22 protein-coding genes are annotated in these 19,740 nt (G+C 66.5%); 13 read left to right on the forward strand and 9 right to left on the reverse strand.

The genetic code is table 11. From position 1 onward, the window contains the following. From RSO01_RS01885 to RSO01_RS01895, 3 genes are all read left to right on the forward strand, one after another. Positions 1-1,041, forward strand: a complete 1,041-nt coding sequence (locus tag RSO01_RS01885) for an ABC transporter substrate-binding protein (protein ID WP_246157939.1) — start codon at positions 1-3, stop codon at positions 1,039-1,041. Between the two features lie 121 nt (positions 1,042-1,162). After that, the gene (locus RSO01_RS01890) at positions 1,163-2,797 is read left to right on the forward strand and encodes an ABC transporter permease (RefSeq protein WP_246157941.1); all 1,635 of its coding nucleotides are present in this window, start codon (positions 1,163-1,165) and stop codon (positions 2,795-2,797) included. Between the two features lie 9 nt (positions 2,798-2,806). Further along, positions 2,807-3,298 (forward strand): hypothetical protein, encoded by a 492-nt coding sequence (locus tag RSO01_RS01895; RefSeq protein WP_147145580.1) that lies wholly within the window; start codon positions 2,807-2,809, stop codon positions 3,296-3,298. A 5-nt stretch (positions 3,299-3,303) separates the two neighbouring features. On the opposite strand, the gene RSO01_RS01900 is transcribed toward RSO01_RS01895, so the two are convergent. Both RSO01_RS01900 and RSO01_RS01905 read right to left on the reverse strand, forming a co-directional pair. Further along, the gene (locus tag RSO01_RS01900) at positions 3,304-3,756 is read right to left on the reverse strand and encodes an SgcJ/EcaC family oxidoreductase (protein WP_147145582.1); all 453 of its coding nucleotides are present in this window, start codon (positions 3,754-3,756) and stop codon (positions 3,304-3,306) included. A 202-nt stretch (positions 3,757-3,958) separates the two neighbouring features. Beyond that, positions 3,959-4,930: an ABC transporter substrate-binding protein gene (locus tag RSO01_RS01905; RefSeq protein WP_147145584.1), complete on the reverse strand. Its 972-nt coding sequence runs from the start codon at positions 4,928-4,930 to the stop codon at positions 3,959-3,961. Between the two features lie 95 nt (positions 4,931-5,025). Here RSO01_RS01905 and RSO01_RS01910 point away from each other — a divergent pair, with 95 nt between their 5' ends. The 5 genes from RSO01_RS01910 (at position 5,026) to RSO01_RS01930 (ending at position 9,283) form a co-directional block, all read left to right on the forward strand. Next, positions 5,026-5,388: a nuclear transport factor 2 family protein gene (locus RSO01_RS01910; RefSeq protein WP_147145586.1), complete on the forward strand. Its 363-nt coding sequence runs from the start codon at positions 5,026-5,028 to the stop codon at positions 5,386-5,388. Between the two features lie 119 nt (positions 5,389-5,507). Further along, positions 5,508-6,155 (forward strand): TetR/AcrR family transcriptional regulator, encoded by a 648-nt coding sequence (locus tag RSO01_RS01915; protein ID WP_147145588.1) that lies wholly within the window; start codon positions 5,508-5,510, stop codon positions 6,153-6,155. Continuing rightward, positions 6,152-7,174: an HlyD family secretion protein gene (locus tag RSO01_RS49400; RefSeq protein WP_147145589.1), complete on the forward strand. Its 1,023-nt coding sequence runs from the start codon at positions 6,152-6,154 to the stop codon at positions 7,172-7,174. Before RSO01_RS01915 ends, RSO01_RS49400 begins: the two co-directional genes overlap by 4 nt. Further along, on the forward strand, positions 7,171-8,097 hold the full coding sequence (locus tag RSO01_RS01925; protein ID WP_147145591.1) for an ABC transporter ATP-binding protein: 927 nt from the start codon (positions 7,171-7,173) through the stop codon (positions 8,095-8,097). The genes RSO01_RS49400 and RSO01_RS01925 overlap by 4 nt, the downstream gene beginning before the upstream one ends. After that, positions 8,090-9,283 (forward strand): ABC transporter permease, encoded by a 1,194-nt coding sequence (locus RSO01_RS01930; protein WP_246157943.1) that lies wholly within the window; start codon positions 8,090-8,092, stop codon positions 9,281-9,283. Before RSO01_RS01925 ends, RSO01_RS01930 begins: the two co-directional genes overlap by 8 nt. 3 nt (positions 9,284-9,286) lie before the next feature. On the opposite strand, the gene RSO01_RS01935 is transcribed toward RSO01_RS01930, so the two are convergent. After that, positions 9,287-9,508: a hypothetical protein gene (locus tag RSO01_RS01935; protein WP_147145593.1), complete on the reverse strand. Its 222-nt coding sequence runs from the start codon at positions 9,506-9,508 to the stop codon at positions 9,287-9,289. An 86-nt stretch (positions 9,509-9,594) separates the two neighbouring features. Between RSO01_RS01935 and RSO01_RS01940 the strand changes: the two genes are divergently transcribed. The 3 genes from RSO01_RS01940 (at position 9,595) to RSO01_RS01950 (ending at position 12,643) form a co-directional block, all read left to right on the forward strand. Beyond that, positions 9,595-10,098 (forward strand): tetratricopeptide repeat protein, encoded by a 504-nt coding sequence (locus RSO01_RS01940; RefSeq protein ID WP_147145595.1) that lies wholly within the window; start codon positions 9,595-9,597, stop codon positions 10,096-10,098. An 81-nt stretch (positions 10,099-10,179) separates the two neighbouring features. Continuing rightward, the gene (locus RSO01_RS01945; protein ID WP_147145597.1) at positions 10,180-11,373 is read left to right on the forward strand and encodes a M23 family metallopeptidase; all 1,194 of its coding nucleotides are present in this window, start codon (positions 10,180-10,182) and stop codon (positions 11,371-11,373) included. Positions 11,374-11,428: 55 nt separating this feature from the next. Next, positions 11,429-12,643: an NAD(P)/FAD-dependent oxidoreductase gene (locus RSO01_RS01950; protein ID WP_147145599.1), complete on the forward strand. Its 1,215-nt coding sequence runs from the start codon at positions 11,429-11,431 to the stop codon at positions 12,641-12,643. Here RSO01_RS01950 and RSO01_RS01955 read toward each other — a convergent pair. Next, positions 12,597-14,075, reverse strand: coding sequence for an amino acid permease (locus tag RSO01_RS01955; RefSeq protein ID WP_147145601.1), 1,479 nt, complete (start codon positions 14,073-14,075; stop codon positions 12,597-12,599). The two genes, RSO01_RS01950 and RSO01_RS01955, sit on opposite strands and share 47 nt — an antisense overlap. A gap of 49 nt (positions 14,076-14,124) precedes the next feature. Between RSO01_RS01955 and RSO01_RS01960 the strand changes: the two genes are divergently transcribed. Continuing rightward, a complete protein-coding gene (locus RSO01_RS01960) occupies positions 14,125-14,877 on the forward strand; it encodes a bestrophin-like domain (protein ID WP_170302789.1) in 753 nt (250 codons plus the stop codon). Between the two features lie 28 nt (positions 14,878-14,905). Here the strand turns inward: RSO01_RS01960 and RSO01_RS01965 are convergent, their stop codons facing one another. The 5 genes from RSO01_RS01965 to RSO01_RS01985 all read right to left on the reverse strand — a co-directional run bounded on the left by RSO01_RS01965 (position 14,906) and on the right by RSO01_RS01985 (position 19,064). Then, positions 14,906-15,649, reverse strand: coding sequence for a hypothetical protein (locus RSO01_RS01965; protein ID WP_147145605.1), 744 nt, complete (start codon positions 15,647-15,649; stop codon positions 14,906-14,908). Continuing rightward, a complete protein-coding gene (gene grrM, locus RSO01_RS01970) occupies positions 15,646-16,902 on the reverse strand; it encodes a cyclophane-forming radical SAM/SPASM peptide maturase GrrM/OscB (RefSeq protein WP_147145607.1) in 1,257 nt (418 codons plus the stop codon). The genes RSO01_RS01965 and grrM overlap by 4 nt, the downstream gene beginning before the upstream one ends. Positions 16,903-16,908: 6 nt before the next feature. Next, positions 16,909-17,307, reverse strand: a complete 399-nt coding sequence (gene grrA / locus RSO01_RS01975) for a GrrA/OscA1 family cyclophane-containing rSAM-modified RiPP (RefSeq protein WP_147145609.1) — start codon at positions 17,305-17,307, stop codon at positions 16,909-16,911. Positions 17,308-17,374: 67 nt separating this feature from the next. Next, the gene (locus RSO01_RS01980; protein ID WP_147145611.1) at positions 17,375-17,875 is read right to left on the reverse strand and encodes a hypothetical protein; all 501 of its coding nucleotides are present in this window, start codon (positions 17,873-17,875) and stop codon (positions 17,375-17,377) included. Between the two features lie 52 nt (positions 17,876-17,927). Beyond that, on the reverse strand, positions 17,928-19,064 hold the full coding sequence (locus RSO01_RS01985) for an L-dopachrome tautomerase-related protein (protein ID WP_147145613.1): 1,137 nt from the start codon (positions 19,062-19,064) through the stop codon (positions 17,928-17,930). 81 nt (positions 19,065-19,145) lie between these two features. On the opposite strand from RSO01_RS01985, the gene RSO01_RS01990 reads away from it, so the two are divergent. Beyond that, positions 19,146-19,655, forward strand: a complete 510-nt coding sequence (locus tag RSO01_RS01990; protein WP_147145614.1) for a hypothetical protein — start codon at positions 19,146-19,148, stop codon at positions 19,653-19,655. Positions 19,656-19,740 lie beyond the last annotated feature (85 nt).

Below are 19,740 nucleotides of genomic sequence, written 5' to 3' on the forward strand. Positions count from 1 at the left end.
ATGCGCCGTCGTACGCTGCTTGGAGCCGCCGCCCTTCTGCCTTTCGGCGCGCGTATCGTGTCCGCCGCGCCGCCGGCCGAGACGATCACGCCGGCGCTGATCGAGGCCGCCAAGAAGGAGGGCAAGGTCTCCTATTACACGGCGATGGACCTTTCCGTCGCCGAGCCGATGGCCAAGGCCTTCGAGGCCAAATTCCCCGGTATCAAGGTCGCCGTCGAGCGAACCGGCGCCGAGCGCCTGTTCAACCGCCTCGCCCAGGAGACGGCGAGCAACATCAAGCGCTGCGACGTGGTGAACAGCTCCGATGCGGCGCACTTCATCACCTGGAAGCGCGAGGGTTGGCTGCAGCCGTACGTGACGGTGGACATCGCCGAGAACGTGGCGCCCGAGATGCGCGATCCCGACGGCGCCTTCGCCAACCAGCGCACCCACCTGTCACCCATGGCCTACAATATCGGCTTGGTGAAGCCAGAAGATGCGCCCAAGGCATTTAACGACCTGCTCGATCCGAAATATGCCGGCAAGCTGGTGAAGGGCCATCCCGGCTACTCCGGCACCATCATGACGGCCACCCAGCAGGTCGCACGCGAGCTGGGCTGGGGCTATTTCGAGAAGCTCGCCAAGCAGAAGGTGATGCAGGTCCAGTCGGCCACCGAGCCGCCCAAGAAGCTCGAGGCGGGCGAGCGCGCCGTCGCCGTCGATGGCAGCGACTACCTGTTCTGGATGGCGCGCGAGCGCGGCGTGCCGATCGAGGTGGTGTATCCCGTCGAGGGCACGCCGCTGATCTCCAACCCGATGGCGGTGTTCAAGGCGGCGCCCAACCCCAACGCCGCGCGGCTGCTGTTCGCCTGGATCATGTCGGGCGAGGGCCAGGAGTTCATCGTCAACCTGAGCGGCCAGTATCCGGCCAACCTGAAGGTCAAGGCCAAGGCTGGCCGCCCGCCGCTTTCCTCGATCAAGACCCTGCGCGAGGACCCGGTCGAAGTCGAGAAGACGGCCGACGAAATCAAGGCGAAGTATGCCCGGATCTTCAAGGTCTGAGGCCGGGAGCGCGGACCTCCAGGTCCGCTCATCGATTCCGGAAGAGCGGACCTGGAGGTCCGCGCTCCGGTTCGATCTTTCGCGTCCCGTCCTGCTCGCCGTCACCGCGCTGCTCGCGGTGATGATCGTGCTGCCGATGGGCTGGCTGATCGCCTACAGCCTGTCGGACAAGCAGGGCGCGGTGACGCTCGGCAACTTCGTCACCCTGTTCACCGATCCGAGCTTCGTCGATCCGCTGATCACCACCCTGATCATCGCCGTCTCGGTGAGCACGATCTGCTGCCTCGTCGCGGCGCCCTTGGGCTGGCTGGTGGCGCGCACCGACATGCCGATCCGCCGCATTGTGCGCACGCTGGTCATGGCGAGCCTGGTCACGCCGCCCTTCGTTGGCGCCATCGCCTGGGAGATGCTGGCGGCGCCCAACTCGGGCCTGCTGAACCAGCTCTGGCGCAGCATGACCGGCATGCCTGCCGACGAGGCGCTTCTCGACATCTACAGCCTCACCGGCCTGATCTTCGTCATCGCCTGCTACACCTTTCCCTACGTCTTCATCCTGTTGGCCAATGCGCTCGATCGCATGCCGGGCGAGCTCGAGGACGCCTCGTCGATGCTGGGAGCGAAGACCTGGCAGACGGCGCGGCGCATCACCGTGCCGCTGGCGCTGCCGACCCTGCTGGCCGGCGCCCTGGTCGCCTTCCTGCAGGCGCTGAACCTGTTCGGCTCGCCCGCCATCCTTGCCATCCCGGCGGGCTTCCACACGCTCACCACCCGCATCTGGAGCCTGTTCCAGTTCCCGCCCAAGCCCGAGCTCGCTGCCGCGGCCTCGCTGCCGCTGCTGCTGCTGACGATCCTGCTGCTGCGCGGCCAGGCGCTGGCGCTCGGCCGGCGCGGCTATGCCGTGCTGGGCGGCAAGTACGGCGAGCCGCGCCTGGTGCGGCTGGGCGCCTGGCGCTGGCCGGCGGCGGCGCTGGCGTTGCTGATACTGGCCATGCCGCTGTTCCTGCCCTATGCGGCGTTGTTCAATTCTGCCTTCTCGCGCGTCGCCTCGCGGCTGGTCACGCTCGATACCATCACGCTGCACAATGTGCGCTTCACTTTCCTCGAGCTCAGCTCGACCATGCCGGCGCTCAAGAACACCTTCCTGCTCGCGACCCTGTCGGCGACCCTGGGCGCGCTCCTGGCGCTTCTGATCGCCTATATCGTCTCCCGCCGCGCCGTGACCGGTCATCGAGTGCTTGCCTTCCTGGCCACGGCGCCGCTTGCGATCCCGGGCATCGTCCTGGGTGTCGGCCTGTTCCTCGCCTATACGCGTCCGCCGCTCACGCTCTACGGCACCCTGTGGATCCTGCTGATTGCCTTCATCACCATCGAATTGCCGGCGGCCTACCAGCAGCTCTCCTCGGCCTTCCACGCCGTCCATCCCGAGCTCGAGGAGGCCGGCCGCATGCTGGGCGCCTCGCGCCTGCGCACCCTGGCCGATATCACCGCGCCGTTGCTGCGTTCGGCGGTGATTGCCACCTGGTGCTTCGTCTTCGTCGCCGTGATCCGCGAGCTGTCTGCTGCGGTGATCCTGTTCACCTCGGAGACCAAGGTGCTGTCGGTCCTGATCTTCGACCTCAAGGAAAGCGGCGACGTCGGCGCTATCGCCGTGCTCAGCCTCACGATGGTGGCCATCACCACCGTGGTCGTGGCGGTCGCCAACCGCTTCGGCGGCGGCCGCGAAGCCAGCCGTCTGCCTGCACGGGCGGCAGGATAGGGCGCGGTGATGACCGGAAAACAGATCGTGGTCCTTGTCGTCGGCGCTATCATCGGCATCGCCGGCCTGCGCTATGTCGGCCTGCTCGTCCTCATACCGGCGCTGTCCGTAGCGGCCTGCTGGTGGATCTTCACCAGGCTCGGCCTGCATCCCCGTCTTGTCCTGCCGCTTGCCGTCGCTGGAGGCCACGGGATCTGGTTCTTCATCGGCACGGTCATGGCTCTGGCGGCCGGAGGCGGCGCCCAGACCTTGATCGAGGTCGGCTTGGAGACTGCGATCGTCCTCGCCATCGTCGCGTGGGGTTGCGTCAGCCGTTCAAGGCCCGCGCTTGGCGTCCTGATCGCCTATGAAATCGTGAGCATCGGCTTCAACGCCATGGCCTGGTCGGGCGCTGGCGACCTGCGCCCCATCCTCGCCGTTCACATCGGCTTGCGCATCGTCGCCATTATCGGCGCCGCCCTGGCCCTCGGCCGGTGGTTGGAGATCGCTCCCTCTCAGTAGCTTGCTCAGTTTTTGGGCTGAACATGTGGCGATGAATGATGATGAGCGATTCGCCATGTACCGTCCCGCTTGACGAGCACCATGGTGAAGCGCGCCGGAGTAGCCACTGTCTTTCCATCCTGCAGGCGGCTGAACTCGTAAAAGCCTGCGACCACCACCGCGCCGTCACTCAGGACGGTGGTGCGCCTTTCGCCGATCACGTTCTTGAAGCCACTGCCCTTCAAGGGCGAAAAGTACTTCAGGATGGCCTCAGTCCCTTCCGACATGACTGGACTTGTCGTTCCAAGAAGAGTGCCATCGGACCAATAGATCTTGGACAGCTCGTCAGGATCATTGGTGCTGAAAGTCGTCGCCCAGCGGTCGACCACGGCGTTTGCCTCCTCGGTCGGACCAGCAACCGCGGCCATGGCCATCGAAACGGTGAGCATCAAAGCAAGAAGGAGTTGGAGTTTCCTCATTTGCTTGCTCCTTGGGGTGGCAGCAGCTCTTGCGTGACGTAGTGCCGGTATTTCGCTTTCCTCAACTCTTCAAAAGCCGGGATGAACCTATTGAAAGGATAGGCGCGACGCGGGGAACGCCAAGTCGCTCAACCAACGCGAGGTCTACGAATCTTTCAAGCGTTCAAAACTGTGTCAAGCACCCGTGGCCTATGAACACGACCTAGTTGAAGATCGCGACCTCGTCGACCGTGATGGGCTTGGCGAGCAGGCTCAGCGATTCGAGCGTCTTGATCGTCGCCTCCCAGCCGGCGTGCGTCTGGATGCCGGTCGGCGGTCCGGAGAGCTGCTGGGACACCGTCACCATGCTGCGGTCGACGAAGCGCGGCGCCAGCCTGGGGAAGAGGTTGGAGAAGTGGGTGGCGGCGTCGCCCGGCCGCTCCCTCACCATGTTGTAGCCTTCCTGCACGGCATCGACGATCTTCTCGGCAATGGCGCGCCTCGCCGGATCGGCCCAGGCCGCGTCATTGACGATCAGGTTCAGGCTGTAGGCGCGCACGCCGAAGTCGCTCAGCCGGATCATGGTGATGCGGCGGCCCTCGGCTATCAGCTCGGACGGCGCCATCTCGTCATAGTCGATCAGGGCATCGACCTTCTTGTCGACCAGGGCATAGGCGTTCCACTCGACGGTGGTTTCCTTGATCTTGCTGCGATCGAGCTTGTTGGCGGCGATGAGCGCGCGCAGCTCCTCGTTGGTGATGCTGCCCGGCACCAGGCCCAGCGTCTTGCCGTAGAGGTCGCGCGGATGGGCGATGCGGTCCTCGGTGCGGGTGAAGATCACCGTCGGCGACTTGGGATAGTAGACGGCGAGGCTCTTGATGGGCTGGCCCTTGGCGCGGCCGATCGCGGTGGCGATGCCGCTCGACGAGCCGATCCAGTACGGCTTGCCCTCGCCGATCATCGCCGCCGAGCTCATCGCGCCCTGAGTTTCGGCGAACGCCACCTCAAGGCCGCGGCGCTCGAAGGCGCCCATCGCGCGCGCGAGATAGAAGCCGGCGTAGGTCGGCAGCGCTCTCCAGTCGAGCAGGATCTCGACCTTCTCGAGCATGTCCTCGGATTGGGCGTGGGCCGCGAACGGGAGAAGGGCGGACGCGGCCAATGCGGCGGCAATGATGGATCGGCGATGAAAGGGCATGCCGGCATTATGGCCGGTGATTACCTCCGACGAAATCGCCAGCCCGTCGCTTTCGCGCTCTTCTTCGGCCGTCGCAACGCTTGAAGGAGACAGTCATGTCCAACATCGAATCCGTCGTCGAAAGCTACATCGCGAGCTGGAACGAGACCGATCCCGGCCGGCGCAAGTCCGCCTTGGCGGCATCGTGCGCCGCCAATGCCAGCTATCGCGATCCGGTGATGGTGAGCGACGGCCATGCCGGTCTCGACGCCATGCTCGCCGGCGTGCAGGCCAAGTTCCCGGGCTTCGTGCTGAAGCGCATCTCCAAGGTCGACAGCCACAACAACGCCGTGCGCTTCGCCTGGTCGCTCGGGCCGGTGGCGGGGCCGTCTGTGGTCGAGGGTGTCGACTTCGCCACCCTGGCGACCGACGGCAAACTCGCCTCGATCGTAGGCTTCATCGACAAGATGCCGGGCTGACCGGCCGTCCGGCGGCAGCGGAGACACCATGGATTGTGTCTCCGCGCCTTCGGGAAAAGCCCCGAAAAATAAGGCTTCGAACTCTTGATTCACAACTAACTGACCAGTAAGTTAGTTGTATGAAGGCCGCCAAGCAACGCCGCGCCCCGACCGAGCGTCCGGGCGAGATCATCGATGCTGCGCTGGCCCTCTTCGTCGAGAAGGGCTTCGCGGCGACGCGGCTGGACGACGTCGCTGAACGCGCCGGCCTGTCGAAGGCGGCGATCTATCTGTACTTCGAGGACAAGACCGCTCTGTTCCAGGGCGTGGTGCGCCAGGCAGTGGCGGTCAATCTCGGCACGGTGGCGGCGATGGTGAGCGCGCATCACGGTCCGGTCGCGCCGTTGCTGCCGCGCATCCTCGAATTCATGGCGAGCCGCATCGAGGAGACGCCGATGGCCTCGGTCGCCAAGCTGGTGATCGCCGAATCGCGCGCCTTTCCCGAGATCGGCCGCTTCTATCTGAAGGAGGTGATCGGCCGCGGCATCCCGTTGCTCGAAGGCCTGATCGTGCGCGGCATCGACCAGGGCGAGTTCCGCCGCGTCGATCCCGGCCTGACGGTGCGCTCGATCATGGGCGCCATGCTGCTGGCCGGCGTCTGGCGCACGGTGTTCGAGCCGATCGGCGCCGAGAAGCTCGATATCAAGGCGCTCGCCCGCCACCACGCCGATCTCATGTTGCACGCGTTGAGGCCCGAGCCGGGCCAGGAGAAAGCCGGTGCATCATGAAAGCCCCGCCCAAACGCGCGATCTTCATCGTCCTCGTCGTGCTGCTTGCCGTCGGCCTGGTGACGCGCGGCTACTGGCAGCCGCCGTTGTTCGGCCTGCTGGGCATCCAGGAGGATGACGGCCGCTATCTCGGCTATGTCGAGGGCGAGACCAGCCTGATCGCGCCGCCGGTCGCGGGCCAGCTGCTCGAGCGGCCGGTCGATCGCGGCGGTCACGTCAAGAAGGGCGACCGGCTGTTCGTCATCGATCCGACGGTGGCGCGCTCGGAAGTGGCGCGTGCCGAGGCGGCTCTGGCCGAGACCAAGGCGCGGCATGAGAACATGCTGACCGGCAAGCGCCCGGAGGAGCAGGACGTGGTCCGCGCCCAGCGCCGCGAGGCCGAGGCCAGCCTGGCGATGGCCGAGCTAGAGCTGAAGCGCCAGACGGAGCTGCTGCCGAAGGGCTTCACGACGCGCCAAGCCTACGACCAGGCCGAATCGCAGGTCAATCAGTTGCGTGCGCGGCTCGCCTCGCTGGCAGCGCAGGAGCGCGTCGGCGACCTGTCCGCGCGTCAGGCCGAGATCGCGGCTGCGGCTGCGCTGATCGTCCAGAACGAAGCCAATCTCGCGCAGGCGAGGAAGAAGCTGGCCGACCTGATGCCGGTGGCGCCCGAGGATGCGCTGGTCGAGAACACCTTCTTCAATGTCGGCGAATGGGTGCCGGCGGGCACGCCCGTCGTGTCTCTGTTGCCGGCCTCGCGCGTGAAGCTGCGCTTCTTCGTGCCCGAGGAGGATATCGCCAAGGCGCGCATCGGTCGCAAGGTGAGCTTCACCTGCGACGGCTGTCCGCCGGACATGAAGGCCAGCATCATCTACGTCTCGCCTCGCGCGGAATACACGCCACCGGTGATCTACTCGCAGAGCGCCCGGACCAAGCTGGTGTTCCTGATCGAGGCGCGGCCCGACAAGGTGCCGGACAACATAGCGTTGGCGCCCGGCCTGCCGGTCAGCGTCGCGCCCTTCGCGGAGGGCGGCGCATGACTCTCGCGATCGATGTGCACGACCTGGTGAAGCGCTACGGCGCGCGCACCGTCGTCGACCATGTCAACCTGGCGGTCGAGCAGGGCCGCATCTGCGGCTTCCTGGGACCCAACGGCTCGGGCAAGACCACGACCTTGCGCATGATCTGCGGCCTGCTGACGCCCGACGGTGGCGGCGGCACGTGTCTGGGCTACGACCTGGTGCGCGAGCGCGAAGCCATCAAGCGCCAGACCGGCTACATGACCCAGCGATTCGGTCTCTACGAGGATCTCACCATCCGCGAGAACCTCGAGTTCGTCGGCCGCGTCTATGGGCTCGACCGGCTGAAGCAGAGGATCGATGGCTCGCTGGAGCGGCTGGAGCTGACGACGCGGCAGCACCAGCTGGCCGGTTCCTTGTCGGGCGGCTGGAAGCAGCGCCTGGCCCTGGCCGCCTGCGTGCTGCACGAGCCGCGCCTGCTGCTGCTCGACGAGCCGACGGCCGGGGTCGATCCCAAGGCGCGGCGCGCCTTCTGGGACGAGATCCACGCCTATGCCGCGCAGGGCATCACCGTGCTGGTGTCGACGCACTACATGGATGAGGCCGAACGCTGTCACGAGATCGCGTATATCGCCTACGGCGAGCTGATGGCGCGTGGCACCGCCCAGGAGATCATCAAGGCATCGGGCCTGATCGCCTTCGTCGCCTCCGGCCCGGGCGCCGACCGGCTGGCGGTGAGGCTGCGCGATGCGCCGGGCGTCACCGCCGCAGCGGCCTTCGGCACGACGCTGCACGTCTGCGGTCCCGAGCGCGAGGCGTTGCTCAAGGCCATCGAGCCCTATCGCGCCGATTCTGCGATCAAATGGGAAGAAGCCGAACCCACGCTCGAAGACATCTTCATCCATCTCATGGGAAAGGCACGCGACAATGCCATCGATGCCTGACGTCATGGGAGCGCGGGCCTCCGGCCCGCATCATGAGCGGGCCAGAGCGCCGCGCTCCCGAGGCTTCCTTCGCCGCCTCGGCGCCATCATCACCAAGGAAGTGCGTCAGCTCGGGCGCGACCGGCTGACCTTTGCCATGATGTTCGGCCTGCCGATCATGCAGTTGCTGCTGTTCGGCTACGCCATCGACACCGATCCGCATCGCCTGCCGACTGCCGTGGTTGCGGCCGACCAGAGCCAGATCACACGCACCATCCTGTCGGCGCTGGCCAACACCGGCTACATGCGCTTCACCCACCAGCCCAGGAGCGAGGCCGAGGCCAATGAGCTGCTGCAGAGCGGCCAGGTGCAGTTCGTCGTCACCATCCCGTCCGACTTCACGCGCCGGCTGGTGCGCGGCGAGCGCGCCCAGGTGCTGATCGATGCCGATGCCACCGATCCGATGGCGGCGGCCAATCCACTGGCCGCCGCCAAGCCCGCCATCGAGCAGGCGCTGGCGCGCGACCTGGTCGGCCCGCTCAGTCCCCTGCGCAATGCCGCCGATTCCGTCGATGTCGTGCTCCAGCGCCGCTACAACCCCGAAGGCAAGTCGAACCTGAACGTGGTGCCGGGCCTGCTGGCCGTGATCCTGACCCAGACCATGGTGATGATGACGGCGCTCGCCGTCACCCGCGAGCGCGAACGCGGCACGATGGAGAACCTCTTGGCCATGCCGGTACGGCCGCTCGAGGTCATGGTCGGCAAGATTGCGCCGTATATCGCCATCGGCGCGGTCCAGGTGACGGTGATCCTGCTGGTGTCGTGGCTGCTGTTCGGCGTCGGCGTGCAGGGCAGTTTCATGCTGTTCTGCCTGGGGACGGCGCTGTTCATCACTGCCAACCTCGCGATCGGCTTCACCATCTCGACGGTGACCCAGAACCAGCTGCAGGCCATGCAGGCATCGGTGTTCCTGCTGCTGCCCTCGATCCTGCTGTCGGGCTTCATGTTCCCGTTCCGCGGCATGCCGGTGTGGGCGCAATGGATCGGCGAGATACTGCCGGCGACGCATTTCATGCGCATCGTGCGTGGCCTGATGCTGAAGGGCGCGGGCTTCCCCAGTATCTCGACCGAGCTGGCGGCGTTGGTGGCGATCCTGCTGGTCGTGTCGACGCTCGCGATCAGCCGCTATCGCGTCACGCTCGACTGAACGTCAGGTGATGGCGAATACGGCGAGGAGGGCCAGCGTGCCGCCGACGCCTAACAGCGTGGCGATGACCGGCGCGTTGCCGAGGAAGGCCAGCGCCAGGCAGCCCAGCACCAGGCCGATGTGAAGGATGGCGAACAGGATGAGCTTGCTGAAGCCGTGGAAGGTCTGCTGGTGGGCGCTCAGATCCCGGTCGGTAAGCCGCGGATCCTGTACGATGTCGGCCATGTCGTTTTCCTCCATGGATTTTGCAGCAGAACGCCGGACAGCGGCGCCGGTTGCACTGGCGGCGCGGCCGGGCAATATCTGACCGGATGAAATTGATCGTCTCGGCCCTGGCGGCGCTTCTCCTCGCGTCGGCTCCTGTCGCTGCCCAAACCCTCGAAGCCGACATGAAGAAGGCGGCCGGCGCCTACGAGCAGAAGGACATGGCGACGGCCGCGCGGATCTGGAAGGTGTGGGCCGGCAAGGGCAATGCCGAAGCGCGCACGCTGCTCGGCGCCATGTACTGGAGCGGCGAGGGCGTGCCGCGCGATCACAAGGAGGCAGCCAGACTTTATACGCTGGCGGCGAACCAGGGCTATGCCCGGGCGCAGAACGATATCGGCTTCATGCTGGGCTTCGGCGAAGGCATTCCGCCACGGGACGACGTGGAGGCCTACAAGTGGCTGACGCTCGGCATCAAGGGTTACACCGCCAAGAACCAGGACCGGCTGGACCAGGCCCACAAGGACCTTGCCACCCTCGCCAAGCGCATGAGCCCTGCGCAAATCAGCGAGGCAGAACGGCGCGTAAAGGCCTTCAAGCCGACCCCCTGAGTGTGCCAGAGTCGCGCAGAGACGACGTGGTCACGAAACTCCACTGGCATCCTGAGTGATTTCGCTTCAGACAGAGAAGCTATGAAGAAGGCCTCGCACGTCGCGGCGTTCGCCGCTTCGTTCTTCCTCGGTTCCGTGTCCCTCAGTCTGGCCGCCGATGGTGCGCCGGCCGATGAGGCGCGCGTTGCCGAGGAGCAGCTTCTCGGCTCGACGGACGAGGAGGCGCGCCTCTTCGCCTATCAGGTCTTCACGCGGGAGATCGCGACCAGCGCCGTCGTCAAGACATCGCTTGATCAGGCTCTGCTCGATCTGGGGGTGCCGGCTGCCACCATGCTGGAGGCGCTGCGCGCGTTCACGGCGACCGTGAACTTGCAGCGCGACGTCAAGGCCGGTGATCGGCTTCATGTGCGCTACGAGCAGGCGTTCACGGCGGAAGGCGCGGCGATCGGCGTCGGCCGCGTCCTGTGGGCCGAACTCACGCTCGCTTCACGCGGCCCCGTCGCCGTCCATCGCTTCCGCACACATGACAAGGTCGAGCGTCTGTGGTTCACCAACGGCCTGTCGGCGACACCGCCGTCAATGCGTATGCCGCTCGACACCATCTCCGTCTCATCGGGCTTCGGATTGCGCGCCGATCCCTTCGACCAGCCGCCGCCGCTCGCCGCGACCGGCAAGTCTGCGCCGATGGGCGGCCCCATGCGCAGCAAGCCGCTGCCGCCGGGCCTGCCGACCGGCGGCACGAGCGGCAATGGCGGGTCGTTCAACATGGCGACGCCACTCGGCGCGTCGTTCGGTCTTGCTCCCTACGGAGGCTTCGGATCGGCGACGCCCAAGGTTACCCCACGCGGCGCCCTGTTCATGCATGAAGGCGTCGACCTCGTGGCGCCGGCCGGCACGCCGGTCTATGCCGCAGCCGACGGCGTCGTCGTGGGAGCGGCACCCAACGGTCGCTACGGCAACTGGATCCGTATCGAGCATGGCGGCAAGCTCGCGACTGTCTACGGCCATCTCATGGCCTTCGCGCCGGGCATCGAACCTGGCGAATCCGTGGTGCGCGGCGAATTGATCGGCTTCGTCGGCAGCACGGGCCGCTCGACCGGCGCGCATCTGCACTTCGAAGTTTTGGACAACGGCAAGCCCGTCAATCCGATCAATCACCCTGAGCTCAAGGCCATGCAATTGCGCGGCCTCGACATGGATCGCTTCAAGAAGCAGGTCGCGCGCTCCCTCGAGGAGCGCACGCGGGAAAGCAAGGTCGCTTCAACCGGCCTCTAATCTTCCCTGGGACGCGCCACTGGAGTGGCGCGCCCCCAGCAGGCATGATCCATCGATGCCCAGCTACGACGTCATCGTCATTGGCGCGCGCTGCGCCGGCGCGCCGCTGGCGATGCTGCTGGCGCGCAAGGGCCGGCGCGTGCTCGCCGTCGATCGCGCCCAGTTTCCCAGCGACACTGTGTCGACCCATTTCATGTGGCCCCGGACCACGGCGTTCCTCGCCAAGTGGGACCTGCTCGAGGCGCTGGCGGCGACCGGCTGCCCGGCGATCGAGAAGGTGCACATCTACTTCGGCGACGCTCGATTACAGGGCCGGCCCGAGCCCGTCGACGGCACGGCGGTCATGTACTGTCCGCGCCGTACCGTGCTCGATGCGCTGCTGGTCGACGCTGCCCGCCGTGCCGGCGCGGAGATACGCGAGCGTACCCTGATGCGCGAGGTCGCGCGCGAGGGCGATCGCGTCGTCGGCGTGCGGTTGGCGGGGCCTGACGGGATGCGCGAGGAGCGCGCGGCGCTGGTCGTCGGCGCCGACGGCCTGACCTCCGGCGTTGCCGATGCGGTGATGGCCGGCCTCGAACGCTCGCATCCGTCGTTGACCTGCGGCTTCTATGCCTACTGGGAAGGCGTGCCGACCGACGGCGTGGAATTCTATCTGCGCCACGGCCGCGACGTGCTGGTCTTTCCCACGCACGACGGTCTCACCTGCATCTGGGTCGGCCGGAGCAACGGCGAATGGCCCGCTTACAAGGCCGACACCGAGGCGGTCTATCTTGCGGGCCTCGATGCGTCGCTGCTCGATCGCGTGCGCGCGGGCCGGCGGGCGACGCCGTTCAAAGGCACGCATCGCCTGCCCAATCGCTATCATCGCTGCTGGGGCGAGGGCTGGGCGCTGGTCGGCGATGCCGCCTATCACCGCGATCCGCTGACAGGCATGGGAATCGGTGACGCCTTTCTCGGCGCCGATCTTCTGGCCGAAGCGATCGATACCGGCTTGGACGGCGGCATGGACGCAGCACTCGCCGGCTACCAGCAGGCGCTGTGGGAGACGACCGGCCCGGTGTTCGATTACACGGTGCAGTCAGCGTCGCTCAAGGATCCGGCGCCGTTGGCGCCGCTTTATGCCGAGATAGGGCGGCGGCCCGAGCTGATCCAGCAGCTGATGAACGTGCTGGCGGGCAGCGAGCCGTCTAAAAACCTGTTCAACGCCAGGACCATCATGCAGCTCACCGGCGGGAAGCCTCGATTGCGAAAGCCTCTTCCGGCGCCTTGACCAGGCGGTTCTGGCCGACCAGGGCGAACCAGATGACGCCCAGCACGAACCACACGCCGACCCAGAAGACGCCGGCGGCGAAGATCGGATCGAGGAGCTGGAACACCAGCGTGACGATCGCGATCACCAGCGTGACCACGGCGCCGGCGACGCCGAGCGGCGAGCGATAAGGACGCTTGAGGCCGGGCAGGCGGCGGCGCAGCACGATGAAGCTTATAGCCTGCAGGAGATAGGATAGCATGGCGCCCGCCACGGCCATGTTGAGCAGCATGCCCTGGATGGCGGCGGCGCCCTTCTCGGCGCCCATGCCGAACCACAGCACGAACATGATGACGAGCGCCAATGCCGAGCCTGCGATCAGCGCGACGTAGGGCGTCTTGTGCCGAGCATGGGTGATCGACAGGAAGCGCGGGAAGTAGCCGGCGCGCGACAGCGAATAGATCTGCCGCCCCTTGGCGAACAGGATGGTGTGGAAGGAGGCGATCAGCCCGACGCAGGCCACCAGTGCCAGAAGCTTGGCCAAGCCCTCGCCGAAGGTGGCGCGGAAGCCGTCGAGCAACGGCTCGCCCGAGACCGCGAGCTTGAAGGCGCCCGGCGCCACCGACGGGTTGAGCCAAAGGATGAGCCCGGCCGAGACGAACAGCGTCAGTAGCCCCGCGATGATGCCGCGCGGCATGTCGCGGCTGGGATCGGTCGATTCCTCGGCGGCCAGCGGCAGCTGCTCGATGGCGAGGAACAGCCAGACGGCGAAGGGCAAGGCCCTGAACACGCCCTCGAGCCCGAACGGCAGCAAGGGGCCGTTGCCCTGCGGCAGCTCGACGGCCGCGCCGTCTGGCCCGACGCCGATGTTGAGCGCATAGCGGCTGAATTCGGCGACCGGCAGCGCCGAGATCCAGAACACCGCGAGGCAGGCCAGGGCGGCCAGGGTGACGATTACCGTGACGCGAAAGGAAAGTTCCACGCCGAAGACATTCAACGCGACGAACACGACATAACCGCCGACCCAGTAGGCCGGCAGCCAGGCAGCCGGCGTGTCGAACACGGCGGCGAGATAGGTTGCGAGAAAGGACACGACGACGGCGGGCGTCAGCACGTACTCGACGTTTTCGCAAAGGCCGGTGATGAAGCCGCCCCACGGTCCCATCGAGGCGCGGGCGAACGAGTAGGCACCGCCGGTATGCGGCAGCGCCGCGCCCATTTCAGCGATGCAGAAGACAAGGCCGAGATACATGGCGGCGATGACGAGGGTGGCGAGCGCGAGGCCGCCCCAGCCGCCGGCCAGCAGTCCGAGATTCCATCCCGAATAGTGGCCCGAGATGACGGCGCCGACGCCCAGCGCCCACAGCGAGGCGACGCCGGCGTAGCGGCGCAGGCCGCGCCTGGCGAAGTAATCTGCGGACACACTGTCATAGGATTGTTGTTCGGCGGCCATGACGCGGCGGCTAGTCTATAGTGCTTTGTCGATTTCGAGGGGGCAGAAGTTGGCCGTCATCATCGCCTTGTCGTCGTTTGCGCTGATCCTGGTCAGCATCGCCGGCGGCCTCTTCCTGCGCTACAAGCTGCCGGACTCCCATCTCAGCGGCGATTCCAAGGACGTGATCCGGCTGGCGACCGCCCTGATCGGCACCATGGCAGCCGTGGTGGTGGCGCTGCTCTTTGCCTCGACACGCAGCAGCTACGAGGCGACCAACAGCCACGTCGCCCGCCTGACCGCCGGCGTCGTCGAGCTCGATCAGCTCCTGAAGGAATATGGCGGCCCGGAAAGCATCGCGCTGCGCCGCGCCTTGCGCACCGACGCCGCCTCGATGGTCGCGGCGATCTGGCGCGACGACGCGCCTGTGACCGGCGAATTGCTGCGCCCGGTAATGCAGGAAGACACGGTGCTCTACAAGCTGCGCCAGCTCGACCCCAAGACGCCGGTGCAGGGCGCCATAAAGTCGCGCGCGCTGGCTGTCAGCAACGACATCGAGCAGACAAGGCTCACCTTGCTGTCGCAGCCGCAGGACACCCTGTCGAAGCCCTTCATAACCGTGCTGGTGCTGTGGCTCTGCTTCATCTTCGCGAGCTTCAGCATGTCGTCCAAGGCCAACCCGACCCTGGTGGTCGTGTTGCTGGTCTGCGGCTTCACAGCCGCGACCGCGATCTACCTCATCCTGGAGCTCGGCCAGCCCTTCGACGGGCTGCTGCAGCTGTCAAACAGCGCGCTGCGTCACGCGCTGCCGCCCCTGTCTTGATCCGTCGCGTCTTGATCCGTCGCGCTGATCAGTCCCACGCGCCGTCGACGATGCGGCCGTCTTCCGACAGCAGCAAGGTCAGGCGGTTGGGATCGAGGGCATAGCTCGGAATGCCGTCGGTCGGCTTGATGATGCGTAGCGTGTAGGGCAGGTCGGCCTCACGCACGACGTTGTCGGCGGCCGCGCCGGCCGGCGGGTTGGCGCCCTTGGCGACGAAGAACTTGCCGATGCACTTGGCGCAGTCCTCCTTCGGCGCCGCCGCTTCGGCGTAGCCCGGGATGGCCTTGAGCGAGATGGCATTGTTGCCGCCGCGCACGCGCACGCCCTTGTAGGGATGGCCTGTCTCGACCGGCAGGATCGCCTCGACCGGCATGAACGGTCCAAGCCCGGCCGCGCCTGCGGGGGCGCTCGCCTGGAAGATCAGGTCGAGCATGCCGTCGCGCGGCTGGCCCTGGGTGATCGGGATCAGGTGCGGCTGGCTCCAGTCCGACCCCGTCACGAGCCCACGCACCCGCACGACGTCGAGGCCGCCGTTGCGGTCGGAGCGCAGCACCTCGACGCTGGTGACGAAGACGACAGGCGCCGGCGGCCCACCCACCGTGCCCGGCGGCTGGCCAGGGCCGGGACCGCCGGCATAGCCCGGTTGCTGGCCTTGCTGCTGGCCCTGAGGCGGTCCGCCGGCTGCCGGCGGTTGCTGTTGGGCCTGCGCCGCCGAGCCGAGCAGGCCGGCGGCGATCAGTGAAGCGAGCGCGACGAATTTTGATTGGGTCATGGCATCCTCGGTGACAGCGCGGCCGCCTCGGCCGTTGTTGGAGAACTGGCTGGGACGATGGTGGCCGGATCGTTGTCGATCCAGGTTTTCTCGAGGCGGTCGTAGGCCTCGAGGATAAGGTCGGTCGGCACCATTTGGGTGAGCGTGCAGAACGACGTCGTGGTGCCGGTGAACGATCCGTTCTCGAACAGCTTGTTGACCGGCGAACCGCCGCCGCAGATCGAATAGTATTCGCAAGCCCCCTGGCAGGCCCGCGTACCGGCGCGGATGTCGCGCCACAGAGCCGACTCGAGGCAGTTCGCGTAGATCTCGGCCAGCGAGTTGATGGTGATGTTGCCCAGCAGGAAGTCGCCGTAGTCCTTGTTCTTCATGCCGAGAAGCTCGGGCGAGAAGCTCGAGACGTTGCCGCGGCTGTCGACGTTCAGCATGGCCAGCGGATCGCACTGGATGTTGCGCGCCGGCATGCCTTCGGGGCGGAACATGCGCGGCACCGCCTGGTCGATCTCGCGCACGAACGTCACCTTGCCGCTGGCCCGCGCCTGATGCCAGAAGCGCCGCAGGAAGGCGGCAAACCTTGTCCGCAGCTCGGCGCGCGGCGTGTCGAACAGCTCGGAGACGTAGGTGCCTTCCGATTCCTCGACGTTGAAGCAGACCTTGTCGATGTTCTCGCCGATATAGAACGCCAGCATGCCGTCGGGGTCGGCCAGGCTGTCGTTCGACAGCACCGACAGGACATGGAACGGCACGCCGTTCTTCTGCAGGCAGCGCATGCCGGCCAGCGTCTTGTCGAAGGTGCCCTTGCCGCTGCGCGTCTTGCGATTGCGGTCGTGGATCTCGCGCGGGCCGTCGATGCTGACGCCGATACCGACATTCGATTCCTGGAACAGGCGGCACCAGTCGTCGTTCACCAGGGTGCCGTTGGTCTGAAACGAGTGCTTGACGCTGACCGACGAGGGCCGCAGCCGCTCGATGGTGGCGAAAGCCTCGCGATAGAAGGAGATGGGGGCTGCCATCGGCTCGCCGGCGTGCCACAGCACGATGATCTCGTGCGCACACCAGCCCGAAGCGAAGACCTCGCTGAACAGGCGCGTCACCGTCGACTGCGCCATGACATGCTTGTTGCTGCGGTCGGGCAGGTAACAGTAGCTGCAATTGATGTTGCAGAAGGCCGTCGGCTGCAGCACCACCATGCCGATCTCGGGGCGCGGGGCCCCACAGGTCGGCGGCTGAGCGCTGAGAGGCTCACCCGTCATCAGTGGCTACCAGTTATGCCAGCCGTTGCCCCAGCCGCCATTGTGCCAGCCATTGCCCCAGCCGCCGTTGTGCCAGCCGTTGCCCCAACCGCCATTGTGCCAGCCGCCGTTGTGCCAGCCCCAGCCGCCGTTGTGCCAACCGTTGCCCCACCAGGCGAGCTGCTTCTCGGGGTCGACCGCCACGAACGGCTCGCCGTCCTTGGCGTATTGCTGCAGTGCATCGGAGACCGACAGCCGGATCGATTGCAGGCGCTCGGCAATCTCGCCGGGCTTCTTCGGCTGGGCACCGCTGTCGGGCGATGCCGTCGCGGCCGCATCGGCGGAGGCGAGACTGACCGAAAAGCCGAAAGCGCCCGCGGGCAACAATGCCGCCAGCGCGCGGACGGAACGACGATCCTGGGCCATGCAACCTCCTATGCCGAAGGCGCACGTTACCGGGACATGCGATACGCTCGCAAATGAAAAGAGGAAGTCAGTTCGGTAAGTTGCAGGCCGCACCGCGTATCATGAGACGATCCGAATCGATCCAGACGCGGTGGAAATCCGCATCGTCCGCCGGCCGCGGAATGGCCGGCTCGACGGCAAACCCGATCGAGCGCAACAGCTCGATAGCCCGGACCTTGCGCGAATCCACGTAGTTCTCAAGCCGCGGGAACTGGCTCAGCATCTCGCCGAACACCAGTCGCGACAGCGATTCGAGCTCGGCCGGATTGTTGTCGAAGGTCTCGCACGCCAGCATCCAGAGATGGCCGACCTCGGGATCGTCCGAGACCGGCGTGACGCCCCACAGGGCGGTCGGCGTGCCGTGGCTGTCGCGCGCCGCCCATACTTGGGCACTGCAGGCGCATGTCTGCAACAACCGATCGATCGGCACGGCACCGTTATCGCTGTTCCACTGCTCGCGATCCTCGTCGATCACGGCGGCAAGAAAGGCGACGTCCACGGAAGTGGCGAGCTGAATTTGGTAGCGCATGAGTCCTACAACCGTTGTTGCCGGTCGAATGTTCCCCGAGGTTGGTGGTTTTCTAGCTACGGACGAGACGGAACAAATGCGTGGGCAGAACGTTGGGGGCGCCCTGCCTGAACCACGGCATCTCGTGCAAGTGAGAGGCAGTGACATAGATCGATCCGTCCGGCCCTTCCGCCAAGCTGTCAGGCCAGCTCAGCCTGTCGTCGGCAATGACGGTCTCCGACCGCTCGCCGGTCCACGTCCGCACTTCGTTGTCTTCGGGTGCGGTGAGGTAAAGGAGGCCGTCGCGACTCATCAGCAGGCCGTCGGCAACATGGGTGACGCCGACCTTCTCGATCTTGCGCGCGGCATCTTCCGGATTGTCCGAGGTCAACGCGGCCGTATCGATACGATAGAGCGTGCGGCCGGTGAGCGCCTGCCAGTAGAGCGTGAGGCCGTCCATCGACAGCGCAATACCGTCGGCCGCCGCTTGGAACGGGCGGCCGTCCGGTCGCTTGATCTTCTCGCCCTTGACGGCGACCTCGACGCCCTTTTCGGGCTGCGTGCTGGGATGGCCGTCGAGGCGGGCGTGCGCGCTGCCCGACTGCAGATCGACGACGACGAGGGCGCCGCGTGCGCCGGAATCGGTGATGAAGGCCGTCGCGCCATCGGGGTGGAAGCGGACATCGTTCAAGTAGCTGCCCTGCAAGGCCACGTCTTCGCCGAAATGGATGACCTGGGCGACCTTGTTGGTCGCGAGCTCGATGCGTACCAGCTTCGGTCCGCCGGGAACGACCTTGTCGATGCCGGGTGAGGCCGGATCGAGAACCCAGAGATTGCCCCGGTTGTCCGCCACCACTGACTGTACGCACACGAAGTGGTCACGCGGCGAGGGGGCGGGGCCGCCGGCATTGCGCCAGGAATTCCAGGTCTCGTCGGGATAGGGTTTCAGCGTTCCGTCAGGCGCCACCTCGGCGACCGAGATCGGACTGTCCTCGGTCCAGCGCGGGAAGTTGACGAAAACACGACCGTCCGCCGACACCGCGACGCCCGTCGCCTGGTGGTCGAAGCGCGCAACCTGCTCGAGGCGGAAGCTGGGCCGCTTGCCGGCCGGCGCCAGCGCTTCTTGACGCGGCGCCGGCGTCTGGGCGCGGGCCAAGCCGGCCGACAGGACCGCCAAGCCGCCAGCCAGGATGAATCGACGGTGGACCATCGGTCTTCCTTGGGAGGACACTGGGAACCCAACGCCGGCTGGGCCAGCCGGTTGCCGACCTTGTCAGCCGGGAGAAGGCCGATGACCGAAGTGCACACCTTTCGCTTCGAGGATGACGGCGAGACGCCCAACAATCCGCGCCTGCCGCTGATCGTCTATCGCGCGACCTTCGCGCTGGAGCGCGAGAAGGATCCCGCCGTGCCGTTCGAGCGCGCTTTCGCCGCGCACGGCTGGGGCGATGGCTGGCGCAACGGCATCTATCCCTTCCTGCACTTCCATACCGGGACGCACGAGGTGCTGGGCATCGCGCGCGGCCGGGCGACCGTCGAATTCGGCGGGGCCAAGGGTCGCAGGCTTGGCGTCGAGGCGGGCGATGTTGTCGTCCTGCCCGCGGGCACGGGTCACCGACGGATCGAAGCCAGCGGCGATCTTCTGGTGGTCGGCGCCTATCCGCTGAACGGCTCGCTCGACCAGAAACGGCCGGGCGAGATCGAGCACGCCAAGGCGCTCGACAACGTGGCGAAGGTTCCGCTGCCCGAGATGGATCCCGTGCACGGCAAGTCGGGACCGCTGATGGAGCTGTGGAAGTAATACGGGAGCGCGGGCCTCTGGCCCGCTCATGCTCTTCCGGACCGCGAGCCTCCGGCTCGCTCATGAGTCATGAGCGCGCAAGATG

This window comes from Reyranella soli (assembly GCF_007992495.1).
Classification (GTDB): Bacteria; Pseudomonadota; Alphaproteobacteria; order Reyranellales; family Reyranellaceae; genus Reyranella; species Reyranella soli.